Annotated in this window: 13 protein-coding genes; 4 read left to right on the top strand and 9 right to left on the bottom strand. The window is 64.4% G+C overall.

Annotated elements, in window-relative coordinates:
• Window positions 1-130: 130 nt before the first annotated feature.
• Window positions 131-775, top strand: a complete 645-nt coding sequence (locus HPT29_RS16080) for a LabA-like NYN domain-containing protein (RefSeq protein WP_173946419.1) — start codon at window positions 131-133, stop codon at window positions 773-775.
• 55 nt (window positions 776-830) lie between these two features.
• On the opposite strand, the gene HPT29_RS16085 is transcribed toward HPT29_RS16080, so the two are convergent.
• The 3 genes from HPT29_RS16085 to dapA form a co-directional block, all read right to left on the bottom strand.
• Window positions 831-1361, bottom strand: coding sequence for a glycine cleavage system transcriptional repressor (locus tag HPT29_RS16085; RefSeq protein ID WP_173946418.1), 531 nt, complete (start codon window positions 1359-1361; stop codon window positions 831-833).
• Window positions 1362-1494: 133 nt separating this feature from the next.
• Window positions 1495-1968: an SsrA-binding protein SmpB gene (smpB, locus tag HPT29_RS16090; protein WP_173946417.1), complete on the bottom strand. Its 474-nt coding sequence runs from the start codon at window positions 1966-1968 to the stop codon at window positions 1495-1497.
• Window positions 1969-1977: 9 nt separating this feature from the next.
• Complete coding sequence (dapA, locus tag HPT29_RS16095; protein ID WP_173946416.1) at window positions 1978-2862, bottom strand: 4-hydroxy-tetrahydrodipicolinate synthase; 885 nt, start codon at window positions 2860-2862, stop codon at window positions 1978-1980.
• Window positions 2863-3068: 206 nt separating this feature from the next.
• Here dapA and HPT29_RS16100 point away from each other — a divergent pair, with 206 nt between their 5' ends.
• Window positions 3069-5108: a lytic transglycosylase domain-containing protein gene (locus tag HPT29_RS16100; RefSeq protein WP_173946415.1), complete on the top strand. Its 2040-nt coding sequence runs from the start codon at window positions 3069-3071 to the stop codon at window positions 5106-5108.
• 9 nt (window positions 5109-5117) lie between these two features.
• On the top strand, window positions 5118-6035 hold the full coding sequence (locus HPT29_RS16105; RefSeq protein ID WP_247654320.1) for an alpha/beta fold hydrolase: 918 nt from the start codon (window positions 5118-5120) through the stop codon (window positions 6033-6035).
• Between the two features lie 205 nt (window positions 6036-6240).
• Here HPT29_RS16105 and HPT29_RS16110 read toward each other — a convergent pair whose 3' ends face one another.
• The 5 genes from HPT29_RS16110 to HPT29_RS16130 all read right to left on the bottom strand — a co-directional run bounded on the left by HPT29_RS16110 (window position 6241) and on the right by HPT29_RS16130 (window position 11624).
• On the bottom strand, window positions 6241-7515 hold the full coding sequence (locus HPT29_RS16110) for a porin (protein ID WP_173946414.1): 1275 nt from the start codon (window positions 7513-7515) through the stop codon (window positions 6241-6243).
• Window positions 7516-8014: 499 nt separating this feature from the next.
• The gene (gene hppD, locus HPT29_RS16115; protein ID WP_173946413.1) at window positions 8015-9130 is read right to left on the bottom strand and encodes a 4-hydroxyphenylpyruvate dioxygenase; all 1116 of its coding nucleotides are present in this window, start codon (window positions 9128-9130) and stop codon (window positions 8015-8017) included.
• An 87-nt stretch (window positions 9131-9217) separates the two neighbouring features.
• Window positions 9218-9844 carry a maleylacetoacetate isomerase gene (gene maiA, locus HPT29_RS16120; protein WP_173946412.1) on the bottom strand — a complete coding sequence of 209 codons (627 nt, stop codon included), beginning with the start codon at window positions 9842-9844 and terminating at the stop codon, window positions 9218-9220.
• On the bottom strand, window positions 9841-10344 hold the full coding sequence (locus tag HPT29_RS16125) for a MarR family winged helix-turn-helix transcriptional regulator (protein ID WP_173946411.1): 504 nt from the start codon (window positions 10342-10344) through the stop codon (window positions 9841-9843). Before HPT29_RS16125 ends, maiA begins: the two co-directional genes overlap by 4 nt.
• A gap of 191 nt (window positions 10345-10535) precedes the next feature.
• Window positions 10536-11624, bottom strand: a complete 1089-nt coding sequence (locus HPT29_RS16130; protein WP_173946438.1) for a TRAP transporter substrate-binding protein — start codon at window positions 11622-11624, stop codon at window positions 10536-10538.
• Between the two features lie 73 nt (window positions 11625-11697).
• On the opposite strand from HPT29_RS16130, the gene HPT29_RS16135 reads away from it, so the two are divergent.
• Window positions 11698-12717, top strand: a complete 1020-nt coding sequence (locus HPT29_RS16135) for a fumarylacetoacetate hydrolase family protein (protein WP_173946410.1) — start codon at window positions 11698-11700, stop codon at window positions 12715-12717.
• Window positions 12718-12794: 77 nt separating this feature from the next.
• Here the strand turns inward: HPT29_RS16135 and HPT29_RS16140 are convergent, their stop codons facing one another.
• Window positions 12795-13331 carry a DUF4142 domain-containing protein gene (locus HPT29_RS16140; protein ID WP_173946409.1) on the bottom strand — a complete coding sequence of 179 codons (537 nt, stop codon included), beginning with the start codon at window positions 13329-13331 and terminating at the stop codon, window positions 12795-12797.
• Window positions 13332-13434 lie beyond the last annotated feature (103 nt).

The raw sequence follows: 13434 nt of genomic DNA on the forward strand, positions 1-13434 counted from the left end.
GTTAATAGCAGCCGGTTTCAAGGCGCGTCGGGATTTTTTCGCGCAATTCCATTGCCAGCGTAAATAATAGATGCCGCTTGAACAATACAGGTTGTTATGCCGCTCCGGCAGACACGAATAGAGAATACTTATGTCAGGCCAGCAGCGGATCGCTCTCTTCATTGATGGCGCCAACCTATACGCTACCACCAAAACCCTTGGCTTCGATATCGATTACAAGCGCCTGCTGAAGGAATTTCAGAGCCGGGGCATGCTGGTCAGAGCATTCTACTATACGGCGCTTGTAGAAGATCAGGAATATTCTTCCATCCGCCCCTTGATCGACTGGCTCGATTACAATGGCTACCGGGTGGTGACGAAGCCCACCAAGGAGTTCGTGGATTCCGCCGGCCGCCGCAAGGTGAAAGGCAATATGGACATCGAGCTTGCCATCGACGCGCTCGAGCTCTCCCCTTACATCGACCACATGGTCCTGTTCTCCGGCGACGGGGATTTCCGGTCGCTGGTCGAGGCCATGCAGCGCCGCGGCGTGCGCGTCTCCGTGGTCTCCACGGTGACGACCCAGCCTCCGATGGTCGCGGACGAGCTGCGTCGCCAGGCCGACGAGTTCCTCGACCTGTCGCAGCTCGCCTCCCGCATCGGACGCGATCCCTCCGACCGTCCCCAACGTTCGGGGAACGAGAACGGCGAACGCGTGCGCCCGCAGCCGCGCAACGGCGCCCTCGAGAGCCGCTACGGCATTCGCCAGCCGCAGGACGACGATCTCGACGTCTGACGGCCGCTTTCACGGGCGATGCAGCATGGCCGGGCCGTCCCGGCCATTTGCCGTTTCAGAGTGAACTCTCTTCGACCCTGCAGCTCAAGCCGAGCGCTCCGGCCGTATTGCCGACCGTCGCCAGGCACGGATCGGTCCGTTCCGCCGGGATCGAGACGGCGAAGCGGGTGACGTAGAGGCCGCCCTCGCTCTCCGGCAGCTTGCGCGCTTCGAGGCGCACGATATTGGCCTCGTATTGCGTGAAGACCTCCGACAGGCGCGCCACGAGGCCGAGCTGGTCGCCGCCACTGATGGCGATGCGGTGGGTGATGTTGCCGGCGGGACCGGGACTTGGGTCGAATGCATAGGGGACCGCCCGGATCTCCGCTCCCTCGAGTTCGGCAAGCCGCTTCAGGCCGGCCTCGATTTCGCCCGCGGTCAGCGCCCCCGGAAGCTCGCAGATCGCGACGAATTCGGCCCCTGAACCCAGCGCCGCGAAGGTCGTGTCTCTCAGGTTTACGCCAACATCGAACAGATGCTCGGCGATGGCCGCAACGAGGCCAACCCGATCGGGGCCGAGAACCGACACCAGAGCTACGGACGCCATGTCTTTCCTCCCAGGCACTCGATGGGACAGTTAGAGCATCGGGTCCGATGCTCAATCCTTGAGCGGCGCATCGTTGATCGCGAACGACCGGGTCCACGTCACCGCACGATGCGCTACGCGCAAGGAAGATCCGTCAGCCCTTCTCGCGCATGAGACGGGCCTTCTCGCGGTTCCAGGACCGTTCCTTCTCCGTCTCGCGCTTGTCGTGCAGCTTCTTGCCCCGCCCGAGGCCGAGCTCCACCTTCGCCCGTCCGCGATCGTTGAAATAGATCTTGAGCGGGATCACCGTGAACCCCTCGCGCTGGGTGGCGCCGATCAGCTTGTCGATCTGGCGCTTGTGCAGGAGCAGCCGGCGGGGACGCTTGGTCTCGTGATTGAAGCGGTTCGCCTGGAGGTATTCCGGGATGTAGGCGTTGAAGAGGAAGAACTCTTCGCCCGACGGTCCGGCATAGGCCTCCCCGATGGTAGCCTTGCCCTGACGCAGGGATTTCACCTCCGTGCCGGTCAGCGCGATTCCGGCCTCGTAGGTATCGAGGATCTCGTAATTGAACCGCGCCTTCCTGTTGTCGGCGACGACGCGGTTGGCAGTCTTTGGATCTTTGGACATGAGCTCGCTTTAAGCGTTGATCAGGCCCGCATGGACCATGGCCGAGCGAACGGCCTGCTTCGCCCCCTCGGACGCGGGCACCAGCGGCAGCCGCACTGTATCCTCCATGAGTCCGAGCAGGGACGCGGCATATTTCACGGGCGTCGGGTTCGTCTCGACGAACAGGCTGGTATGTAGGGGCATGAGCCGGTCCTGGACCTTCAGGGCCGACGCGTAGTCGCCCTTCAGGCAGGCGCTCTGCATCTCGGCGCAGAGCCGGGGCGCCGCGTTGGACGTAACCGAGATGCAGCCGTGGCCACCATGAGCCATGAAGCCGAGTGCGGTCGCATCCTCGCCGGAGAGCTGGATGAAGTCCGGCCCCAGGACCTGCCGCTGCAGGCTCGCCCGCGCCATGTTGGCGGTCGCGTCCTTCACGCCGGCGATGTTCTTGAGCTCGTAGAGCCTCGCCATCGTGTCGACCGCCATGTCGATGATCGACCGTCCCGGGATGTTGTAGATGATGATCGGGATGCCGATGGCGTCGTTGACGGCTTTGAAGTGCTGGTAGAGGCCCTCCTGCGTGGGCTTGTTGTAATAGGGCGTCACGACCAGGACGGCGTCGGCGCCGACCTTCTCCGCATGCTTGGCGAAGGCCACGGCCTCCGCGGTGCTGTTGGAGCCGGCCCCGGCGATCACAGGCACCCTGCTCTTCGCCTCCTCGACGCAGATTTCGACCACCCGCTCGTGCTCCTTGTGGCTGAGCGTGGGGCTCTCGCCCGTCGTGCCCACAGGCACGAGGCCGCTCGTGCCTTCCTGGATCTGCCAGTTGATGAAGGACCGGAATGCCCCCTCATCCACGGCCCCGTCCTTGAAGGGTGTCACCAGAGCCGTGATGGAGCCTTTGAAGTGGGTCATGGGGTCATCCTCGATGATCGCGCCGGGCCTTCTCTTGGGCCAAGGTACACATGGAAAGTTGGGTTTTACACATAGGGGGTGCGGCGCATGCGCGCAAACGTTCGTTCAGGGAGTTGTCCTAGCTCGGCTCTTAGTGTTTCCTCAAGAGAAACGTCGTCACAATATGATAAAAGGCGGCAGCAAGGGGTTAGCGGGTGAGCCTCAACATGCGTCCTCTCCTCGGTCTGGTGACATCCGTCGCGCTTGTCCCATTCGTCGTCCTCTCCGTTCACGCCGAACCCATTCCCGGCACGCCGGTTCCGGCACAGCCCGCCACTCTGGAAAACTTCGTGCCGAGCGCGCCGGTGCCGGGTGACCTGGATCACCTGCCGGAGATCTTCAAGGCTTACCGGAACAACGATCTGACCGAGGCTCAGATCCTTAAGACCAAGTTGTCCCAGCCGGCCTCCCAGGCCGTGGTTGAATGGTTCGCGATCCGAAGCGGTTTCAGCATGGGTCTCGACCGCATGCTCACCTTCCAAAAGGACCATCCGCAGTGGCCGATCACCAGCCAGCTCCGGAGAAGAAGCGAGGATGCCCTGCTGGCCGAGCGCAGGCCCCCGTTCCAGGTTCGGGCCTTCTTCGCCAAGCAGCCGCCGGGCACGCCGGCCGGCCGGGTCGCGCTCGCCTTCGCATTCCAGGCGGACGGCCTCGTCCAGGAGGCGAACGAGAAGATTCGCCACGCCTGGCGGGAGGATACCTTCGGGTCGGACACGGAGCGGCGCATCCTCGACCGGTTCCCCGACGTCCTCGTGAAAGCCGATCATCGCTTCCGCATGGAGCGGCTCCTTCTCAAGGAGAACTGGGGCGGCGCCCAGCGCGCGGCAGCGCTCGCAGGCAAGGACTACGAGTTGCTCGTCAAGGCCCGCATGGCGGTGTTCCAGGGCAAGAAGAAGGCGGAGAAAGCCTTCGCGGCCGTCCCGTCCTCCCTGCGCGGCGATCCCTCCTACCTGTTCTCCAAGGCCCTGCTCCAGCGTCGAAGCAACAATCTGACCGAGGCCGCTGCGATCATCATGCAGGCGCCGCAAGATCCGGAGCTGCGTGTCGACGGCGATGAATGGTGGGCCGAGCAGCGCCTGATCACCCGCGCCCTGCTCGACAAGGGCGACCCGAAGACCGCCTATGAGGTGGCGAGCCATCATGCCGCTGAATCGCCCGCGCAGCAGATCGAGGCCGAATTCCATGCGGGATGGATTGCGCTGCGTTTCCTGAACGACCCGGCAACGGCTTCCAGGCACTTCGCCGCCGTGGCCAAAACCGCCTCGACACCGATTTCCATCTCGCGCATCGCCTATTGGCAGGGGCGCGCAGCGGAGGCTGCCGGCCAGGGGCAGGACGCCAAGATCTACTACGAGCGGGCGGCCGACCAGCCGACGACCTATTACGGGCAACTCGCCCAGATGAAGCTCGGGCAGGCCATCACGCTGCGCAAAGTCGATCCTCTGTCCGAGGAGGAACGTGCGGCGTTCGACGCGCTCGTCCCGGTCCAGGCGGTAAAGCTGCTGCAGCAGATCGGCGAGCAGGATCTTGCCCTGAGCCTCTACACCGACTTGGCCCAGACTCTGACCGATCCGGGGCAGCTCGATGCCCTGGCGGGTCTCGCCACCGCCCAGCAGAATCCGCGCGCGGTGCTCGCCATTGGCAAGACGGCCCTGCAACGGGGTTTTCCCCTCGATCAGCATGCCTATCCGCTCGCCGCCATTCCCGATTTTCAGCCTGTCGGCGACGAAGTCGAGCCGGCCATGGTGTACGCCATCGCCCGTCAGGAGAGCGCCTTCAACCCGCGCGCTGTTTCGAGCGCCGGTGCGCGTGGCCTGATGCAGCTCATGCCCGCGACCGCGAAGCGCACGGCCCAGCGGTTCGGCGTCGGATTCGATCTGAAGCGGTTGATCGAGGACCCGTCCTACAATGCCAAGATCGGATCGGCCCATCTCGGCGAGTTGATGGAGGACTGGAAGGGCTCCTACATCCTTGCGTTCGCTTCCTACAATGCGGGCGGCGGCAACGTGATCAAATGGGTCAGGACCTACGGTGACCCGCGCAAGCCGGACGTGGACGAGGTCGACTGGGTCGAGCGCATTCCGTTCTACGAGACCCGCAACTACGTGCAACGGGTGCTGGAGAACCTGCGCGTCTACCGGCAACGGCTGAACGACAAGCCGATCCCGGCGATCCCGGCAACGGCGGATGCGACAAGCACCAATTGAAGAGCCAGGATGCCGTTCCGCGCTGCGGGGCATGATCGGACCACCATGAACTGCTCCTATCGCGACCTTTTCGTAACGGCCGCCGACGGAAAGCGGCTTTACGCCCGTGACTATGGTCCGCAGGCAGGCGATGAAGTCCCGGTCGTCTGCCTGCCCGGACTCGCCAGAACGTCCGAGGATTTCCACGACCTCGCCTGCGCCCTCAGCATCGACGGCTCCCGTCCGCGCCGCGTCCTGTCCCTGGATTACCGGGGCCGCGGGCGCTCCGATTGGGACGACGACTGGCGCAACTACGACATCAAGATCGAACTCAGCGACACCCTGCAGGTTCTGGCTGCCGCCGGAATCGACAAGGCATTCGTCGTCGGGACCTCCCGTGGCGGCCTGATCACCATGGCCCTGAGCGCCGTCCGACCGGAACTGATCGCCGGAGTGGTCCTGAACGACATCGGTCCGGTTCTTGAACCCGACGGGTTGAAGCGGATCCGCAGCTATGTCGGTCGGCTCCCTACCCCGCGAACCATGCAGGAGGCTGCCGACATGCTACGGCAGAGGTCTGCGAGCCAGTTTCCCCGCTACACGGAGGAGCAATGGAGAAAGCTGGCGCAGGGAACCTGGCGTGAGAGCGAGGACGGCCTCCGTCTCGCCTATGACCCCAATCTCATGAAGACGCTCGAAGGCCTCGATCTCGACGCGCCCCTGGCGGATCTGTGGCCCCTGTTCGAAGCCCTGAAGCCATTCTCCATTCTGGCGATCCGGGGCGCCAACTCCGATCTGCTGACGGCCGCGACCCTGCAGGCGATGCAGGAGCAGCATCCTCGCCTCATCGCCGTCACCGTGCCCGACCAGGGCCATGCACCTTCGCTCGATGGCGACCTCCTGCAGATCGTCAGGGATTTCATCGCCGGGACGGCGATCAGGGACTGAGGGCCGGCATCGTCTCCCCTGATCGATCTGGTCGGCTCCCGGTTCAGCCGCGTCATCCGGCTGGGTTTTCCTGATCGGAGAGTTCGCCAAGGAGCTCCTCGCCGTCATCGCCTGAAGCTTTGCGCGGGATCTCGTCTCGCGGCGCGGCAAAAGAAAAACCCCGGTGTCGCCACCGGGGTTCTCCTATCCAATCAGGCCGAGCCGATTAGAAGTCGCGCTGAACGCGCAGGCGGCCTTCCCAGGAGTCGCCGCTGTCGCGCAGGCGACCATCGACGAACTGCGGGTTGTTGGTATCGACGTTGGCGTAGAGAACCTCAACACCGATGTCGAGGCCAGCCACCGGCGACCAGATCACGTTGGTGCCGAGGCGCCACTCGTTGAAGTCGAAGTCGAAGCCGGTCAGAGCCTGAACCTGGTTGCCGTACTCGATGCGAGCATACGAACCGAAGACGTTCTGACGGATGGTCGGGGTCCAGTAGTGACGCAGACCACCGGCGATCGACCAGCCTTCACCCGTCTCGATGTCGCCATCGAGGCCGATGTAGGCATCAACCACGCGGCCCGTCACGTTGCTGACCGTGATGTTGCTGCCAGCGCCGAGGTAGGCGAGAGCGCCGTTAGCATAGGTGGCAGCGAGCCAGAGGGCGTCGCCAGCAGCCAGCATCGGCAGGTTGATCGAGCCCTGAGCCGTCACGGCATAGCCGTACTCGGTGTCCGGGATCGTGCCCTCGAGGATCGGGCCGTAGGCGGCCGTCAGGACGTTGCTGCGGATCTGGTGAGCCGCACCGGAGACCTGGAACGAACCCCAGGTGCCAGCGTACTTCAGGTTGGCGACGAGGTCGGGAGCGCGCTGGCCGGCCGAGATGTCAACACCAGCCACGAGAGGGCCGTTGATGATGACGCCGTCAGCAGCCGGAGCGAAGCGGCCTTCTTCAAGAGCCAGCGTGGCCGAGAAGCCGTTGCCGAACGAGAAGGTGTAGGCCAGGGCGTTCACGGTCGGAGCGTCCGAGAAGCGCAGGGTGCCGAAGTGGCCGGTGGGCAGGTCGCTGTTGTCGAAGAACGACACGGTACGACCGGCGGTCAGGCCGCCGAACTGCACGAAGGCCTGGTCGACGATCGCAGTGTCACCGCCGTACACGCCGGTGTTGTGCGTGACGTCGAAGCGCACGAAGGTGCGGAGCAGACCGTAGGCGGTGGCGGTGCGGGCATCGAGCTGGATGCGGCCACGAGCACGGAAGCCGATCGAATCGTCTTCGCGATCGTTCGCCTCGAGGTACTGGTACTCGGCGCGAACACGGCCGCCGACGCGGAGGCAGGTTTCGGTGCCGGGGATGTAGAAGAAGCCTGCGCCGTAGGTGGAGCAGACACGAACGTATTCGACAGCAGCGGCCTTCTTCGCGGGAAGGTCGGCGGCTTGAGCCCCGGCGACAGCCGCGAGACCCGCGACCGATCCGAGGAAGAGGCTCTTAGCGAGCTTCATGGTTAAACCTCCAAAGTTTCGAGACCCTGGGGGGCCGGGTTTTTGTGCTTCGAGTGCTTCGACGAAGCCCTAAACACGTCCCTTTTCCCCTAGTACCCGGTGGCCCGCCTTTTCGGTCGGAGACACCAGGATCACGACTGGGGTGCCCCCGTCGCTGGAGCCACATTATCCATGACTGGACCGCAGGCAACCGAATGAAGGCGCAAAACGGGCAGGAGACGGGGCTTTTCAGGGGCATGTTGCACAAACGCAACGTTCAAAGCTGGCTTCTTAACCATTGGTTAAGACTTCGAGCCCCGAGTTCAGAAATCCTTAAGCAAAAAGGCTTTGGTGGCTGCTTGCCGGGGGGCTGATGACGCGGATCGATGCCTCCATCAGCCCCAACCATAGACCACGCCTGTGAATAACGACCGTCACAACTTCGCTAGGCGGGCCTCTGAGGCGAAAGAAAAAGGCCGGGCGAACCCGGCCTCTCGTCGAATCGCGGAGCGGACTGGACCTAGGCCACCTTCGGACCGATCACCCCGCGGCGAATCTGGTCTTCCTCGATCGATTCGAAGAGCGCCTTGAAGTTGCCCTCGCCGAAGCCGTCATCCCCCTTGCGCTGGATGTATTCGAAGAAGATCGGCCCGATGGCGGTCTTTCCGAAGCGCTGGAGCAGCACCTTCGTGAAACCGCCTTCGACCACGCCCTCGCCGTCGATCAGGATTCCGTTCTTCCGGAGCCGCTCGAGAGACTCCTCGTGGCTCGGCAAGCGCTTGTCGACGCGGCCGTAGTAGATGTCGTTCGGGGCTGGCATGAACTCGAGGCCGCCCTCGATGAGCGCTTCGATGGACTCGTAGAGGTCGTGCGAGCCCAACGCCACGTGCTGGATGCCCTCGCCCTTGTATTCCTGCAGATATTCCTCGATCTGGCCGGTCTCCCCGGCATCCTCGTTGATCGGGATCCGGATCTTGCCGTCCGGGCTCGTCATGGCGCGGGAGTGCAGTCCGGTCAGCTTTCCCTCGATGTCGAAGTAGCGGATCTGCCGGAAGTTGAAGAGGCGCTCGTAGAATCCCGCCCATTCGTTCAGACGTCCGCGATACACGTTGTGGGTCAGGTGATCGATGTAATAGAGTCCGACGCCCTTTGGCTTCGGATCGGGCTCGCCGAGCCACTCGAAATCGACATCGTAGATGGAGCCTTTGGCGCCGTAGCGGTCGACGAAGTAGATCTGAAGTCCACCGATGCCTTCGATGCCCGGAATCTGGAGCTCGTTGGGTCCGACCTGAGTCTCGATCGGCTTGGCGCCCATGGAAAGGGCGCGGTCGAAGGCATATTTCGCATCGGCCACCCGGAAGGCCATGGCGGGAGCCGAAGGACCATGCTGCGCGGCGAAACGCTCGGCGAAGGAGCCCGGCTGGGCGTTGACGATGAAGTTGATGTCGCCCTGGCGATAGAGGGTCACGTTCTTGGACCGGTGCCTGGCGACCGCGCTAAAGCCCATCGTCTTGAAAAGGCGATCCAAGGCCTGCGGGTCGGGATGGCAGAACTCGACGAATTCGAAGCCGTCCGTGCCCATGGGATTGTCGTCGGAAATGGCCGCGGGGGGCGCATCGTGCGGGAAAGGTCCCATGATTTTCCTCCTGGTGTGCTGCTGTCGACCGACAGGTCTCGGCTTGTGAAAACAACGCATTCGCCCTGAAGCGGATGCGATTCTTGGTCAGATCGCGTCGGGCTGATTGGCCGGAGCCGCGTCCTGAAAGGCCTTGTGCGCGGAGCAGGCCGCATCCACGGCCGCGATCTTCGGATACGCATCGAGGGGGACGTTGAACCGTCGTGCATTGAAGACCTGCGGCACGAGATAGACATCCGCCAGGGAGATCTTGGACCCGAACGCATAAGGCCCGGGGCCGAGCAGCGCCTCGATGGCGTCGAAGCCCTCGCGGACCCAATGGGCATACCAGTCGTCGGCGGCTGCCTGATCGTGTCCGAGGCGGTTCTTGAGGTAGGCCAGGGTCCCGGAATTGTTGAGCGGGTGGATATCGCACGCGATCAGGCTGGCGATCGCCCTCACCTTGGCCCGGGTCACCGCACCAACCGGCAGCAGGGGCGGCTCGGGGTAGACCTCGTCGAGGTACTCGAGGATTGCCGGAGACTGGATCAGCGTGGTGGCGCCGATCTCGAGGGACGGCACGCGCCCCTGCGGATTGACCGCCTTGTAAGTCTCCTCGCGCTGCTCCCCCTTCAGCAGGTTGACCGAGACGGACTCGTAGGTCACGCCCTTCAGGTTGAGGGCGATCCTGACCCGGTAGGCCGCCGAGGAGCGGAAATAAGTATAGAGCTTCACGCGTCACCCTCCTCGAGGTCTCCCGGCGCGAGGCGCCGAGCCTGTTGCGTCAGCTTCTCGATCAAGGATGAAAGCATCCTCCGCTCGTCGGACGTGAGGACGGACAGGAGGCGCTCCTCGACGGCCAGAGCCTCCGGAGCAACGGCCTCGTAGATCTCCCGTCCCCGAGGCGTCAGCGCCAGCCACTCCTCCCGGCGGTCGTCGAGATTGGGACGCCGGACGACGAGGCCCCGCTTCTCCAGCGCCGAGACGGCGCGCGAGACGGTCGACTTGTGCATGACCCCGTCGGGCGCCATGTCCCGCGCCGTGCGGAGCTCGTACTGCCCGAGGGTCACGATGATCCGCCAGGCCGGGATCGAAAGCCCGTACCGTTCGGCATAGATCTGCGCGAGCGCGCTCGATGTCAGCCCGGCCAGAACATTGAGCCGGTACGGGAGAAACTCCTCCAGGAGCACCAGCGGGTCGGGCGGGCGCTTCTTCGCTGCGGATCCGGTTGCCATCGTCACGCCAATCGTTGCATAGGCAACTAATAGCAGAATTCGTTGCACGGGCAACCGGATTCTCTACCCTTACGGCATGAGATCGAAAAAGAACGGCGCGGTCGGTGAACCGACCGCGCCGTCATGGCAACGTCCAGGGAGTCGCGGCGCCGCCAGAGCGAACGAACCTAACCCCTTCGCAATAGTATGTTTTATGCCCGTCCGCGGGTGCGGATCATGAAGGTGTCGAAGGCGTATTCGTTGAGCTGGAACCAGGGCAGCACGTCGCTGCGATAGGCCACCATGGAATCGTAGGCCTTCTTGAAGTCGGCGTTCTTGGCCGAGAGCTCGGCATAGAGCTCGTTCGCGGCCTTGAGCGAGGCTTCCAGGATGGCTGGGGAGAAAGTGCGCAGTTCCGCCCCGGCGCCGACCATGCGGCGCAGGGCTTGGCCGTTCACGGCATCGTATTTGGCCAGCATCCAGTTGTTGGCCGCTTCCGTCGCCTGGCTCATGATGGCCTGGTATTGCTTGGGCAGTTCGTTCCACTTCTGCTGATTGACCACGAGGTGCAGCATGGCGCCGCCCTCCCACCAACCAGGAGCGTAGTAGTATTTCGCGACCTTCAGGAAGCCGAGCTTCTCGTCGTCGTAGGGGCCGACGAACTCGGCCGCGTCGAGGGTACCGCGCTCCAGCGCCGGATAGACGTCGCCGGGAGCGAGCTGCTGCGGCACGACGCCGAGCTTGGCGAGAACCTGCCCGCCGAGACCGCCGATGCGGAACTTGAGGCCCTTCAGATCGTCGACCGTATTGATTTCCTTGCGGAAGAATCCGCCCATCTGGGCGCCGGAATTGCCGCAGACCAGCGACGTGCAGTTATACCGGGCCAGCACATCGTTGATGATCTCCCGGCCGCCGGCGAAGTGCCACCAGGAATGGAGCTGGCGGGCGTTGAGGCTGAAGGGCAGGCCCGTGCCCATGCCGAGCGCCGGCTCCTTGCCGATATAGTAATAGAGCGGGGTGTGGGCGCATTCGACCGAGCCGTTCTGCACCGCGTCCATGGCCTGCAGACCGCCGACGATCTCGCCCGGGGCGAAGACCTGGATCTGGAACTTGTTGTCGGTCGCCTCCGCCATGTACTTGGCGAATGTCTGAGCGGTGCCGAAGATGGTGTCCAGGGATTTCGGGAAGCTCGAGGTCAGACGCCACCGAATCTCGGGCATGCTCTGAGCGATGGCCGGCGCGGCCACCGTTCCGGCCGCGGCCGCCAGCCCTGCCCCTTTCAGGAAGTTTCTTCTCTTCATCGTCGTCATTGGCGTTTCCCCGGAAAGCATTCTGTTGCAAGTTGAAAGGACCATAACAACCCGGTCGGTGGCAATGAAGCTCTCCTCCCTCAACCAAGGCCGTGACGGCCGCCTCGTCATCGTGTCGAAAGACCTGACCCGCGCGACAGATGCTTTTTTCATTGTTCCGACGCTTCAGCAAGCCTTGGACAATTGGGAAAAAGTCGAGCCTCAGCTGCGGGATCTCGCGGAGCAGCTCGAGCACGGTTCGGTGCCGGCCTTCCGCTTCCACGAGCACGATTGCGCGTCACCCCTGCCCCGGGCCTATCAATGGGCGGACGGCTCGGCCTACGTGAACCATGTGGAGCTGGTCAGGAGGGCGCGCGGCGCCGAGATGCCGGCCTCCTTCTGGACCGATCCGCTCATGTATCAGGGCGGCTCCGATTCCTTCCTCGGTCCGCGCGAGCCGATTCTCGCGGTGGACGAGGCCCACGGGATCGACTTCGAGGCCGAGGTCGCCGTGATCACCGGCGACGTGCCGATGGGCGCGACCCGGGAGGAGGCCGGGCGAGCCATCCGCCTCGTGGTCCTGGTCAACGACGTCTCGCTCAGGAACCTGATTCCCGCCGAGCTCGCGAAGGGCTTCGGCTTCTTCCACGCCAAGCCCTCCTCGGCGCTGTCGCCCGTGGCCGTCACGCCGGACGAGCTGGGCGAGGCCTGGGACGGCGACCGGCTGCACCTGCCCCTGCTCTCGAGCCTCAACGGCCGGCCCTTCGGCAAGCCCGATGCGGGCGTGGACATGACCTTCGACTTCCCGACCCTGATTGCCCACGCGGCCAGGACCCGCCCGCTGGGCGCCGGCACGATCATCGGGTCCGGCACCGTGTCCAACAGGGACGAGGCCGGCGGGCCCGGCAAGCCCATCGACCAGGGCGGTCTCGGCTATTCCTGCCTGGCGGAGCTGCGCACCGTGGAGACCATCCTCCAGGGCGAGGCGAGGACGCCCTTCATGCGGTTCGGCGACACGATCCGCATCGAAATGAAGGACCGGCAGGGCCACTCGGTCTTCGGCGCCATCGAGCAGGAAGTGCGATCCCATCGGGTCGAAGGCTGACGGCACGGCGACCCGCTCGAAACGAAAGGCCGCCGGACGGCTCCGGCGGCCTTTTGCGTTTGCGACCTGCAGACAACTCACATGGCGCGGGCTGCGCCGCCGCTCAGGCTCTGGGCGTGCTCGAGATGCCTCTCCAGGGTCGGCAGGGTCGTGCCGGCGAACTGCGCGAGCTGCGGCACGTCGCCGTTCTGCGAGTAGGACGTGAACAGGGCCACGGCTTCCTGATGCGCCATGACCTGGGCGCTCACATAGGCGGCATCGAGGTCCGGAGCCGCCTGGACCGTTGCCAGCATCGCCTGATGCTTGGCGTTCAGGGCGGGCGGCGGCATCGGCAGGCCGGCGCGGCGCACGACCGTCGTCATGCGGCGCGTCGCGGCGTTGTGGTCGCGGATCATCTGCTGGGCGAAGCGGCGCACCTCGGGGCTGCGCGAGCGCTGGAGGGCCAGGCGGCTCGACTCGATCTCGAACAGGCTCGACGACGCTGCCGTCGGGATGAACTCCGCCGCGCTGGTCACGGCGATCGGAGCGGGAGCAGGAGCCATGGCGGTCGGGGTCATGCATCCGGCGAGGCCGAGCGCCAGCGCGCTCGAAACGAAGAGTACCTTGAGATTCATTGCGGGAAATCCTTCCTCGGCCCGGTCCCGTACGGCCGAGCCAGCCGCACGCCAACTATGGAACATCCTCCTAAGTTCCTGCCGCGCCGGAGAAATTTTGACC

Origin of the sequence: Microvirga terrae, from assembly GCF_013307435.2 — a bacterium.
GTDB classification, from domain to species: domain Bacteria; phylum Pseudomonadota; class Alphaproteobacteria; order Rhizobiales; family Beijerinckiaceae; genus Microvirga; species Microvirga terrae.

Bases quoted from the DNA above. Each gene is read 5' to 3' on its own strand.
- HPT29_RS16080 (WP_173946419.1), top strand. From the start codon at position 131: ATGTCAGGCCAGCAGCGGATCGCTCTCTTCATTGATGGCGCCAACCTA.
- HPT29_RS16085 (WP_173946418.1), bottom strand. From the start codon at position 1,361: ATGGCGTCCGTAGCTCTGGTGTCGGTTCTCGGCCCCGATCGGGTTGGC.
- smpB (WP_173946417.1), bottom strand. From the start codon at position 1,968: ATGTCCAAAGATCCAAAGACTGCCAACCGCGTCGTCGCCGACAACAGG.
- dapA (WP_173946416.1), bottom strand. From the start codon at position 2,862: ATGACCCACTTCAAAGGCTCCATCACGGCTCTGGTGACACCCTTCAAG.
- HPT29_RS16100 (WP_173946415.1), top strand. From the start codon at position 3,069: ATGCGTCCTCTCCTCGGTCTGGTGACATCCGTCGCGCTTGTCCCATTC.
- HPT29_RS16105 (WP_247654320.1), top strand. From the start codon at position 5,118: ATGCCGTTCCGCGCTGCGGGGCATGATCGGACCACCATGAACTGCTCC.
- HPT29_RS16110 (WP_173946414.1), bottom strand. From the start codon at position 7,515: ATGAAGCTCGCTAAGAGCCTCTTCCTCGGATCGGTCGCGGGTCTCGCG.
- hppD (WP_173946413.1), bottom strand. From the start codon at position 9,130: ATGGGACCTTTCCCGCACGATGCGCCCCCCGCGGCCATTTCCGACGAC.
- HPT29_RS16125 (WP_173946411.1), bottom strand. From the start codon at position 10,344: ATGGCAACCGGATCCGCAGCGAAGAAGCGCCCGCCCGACCCGCTGGTG.
- HPT29_RS16130 (WP_173946438.1), bottom strand. From the start codon at position 11,624: ATGAAGAGAAGAAACTTCCTGAAAGGGGCAGGGCTGGCGGCCGCGGCC.
- HPT29_RS16135 (WP_173946410.1), top strand. From the start codon at position 11,698: ATGAAGCTCTCCTCCCTCAACCAAGGCCGTGACGGCCGCCTCGTCATC.
- HPT29_RS16140 (WP_173946409.1), bottom strand. From the start codon at position 13,331: ATGAATCTCAAGGTACTCTTCGTTTCGAGCGCGCTGGCGCTCGGCCTC.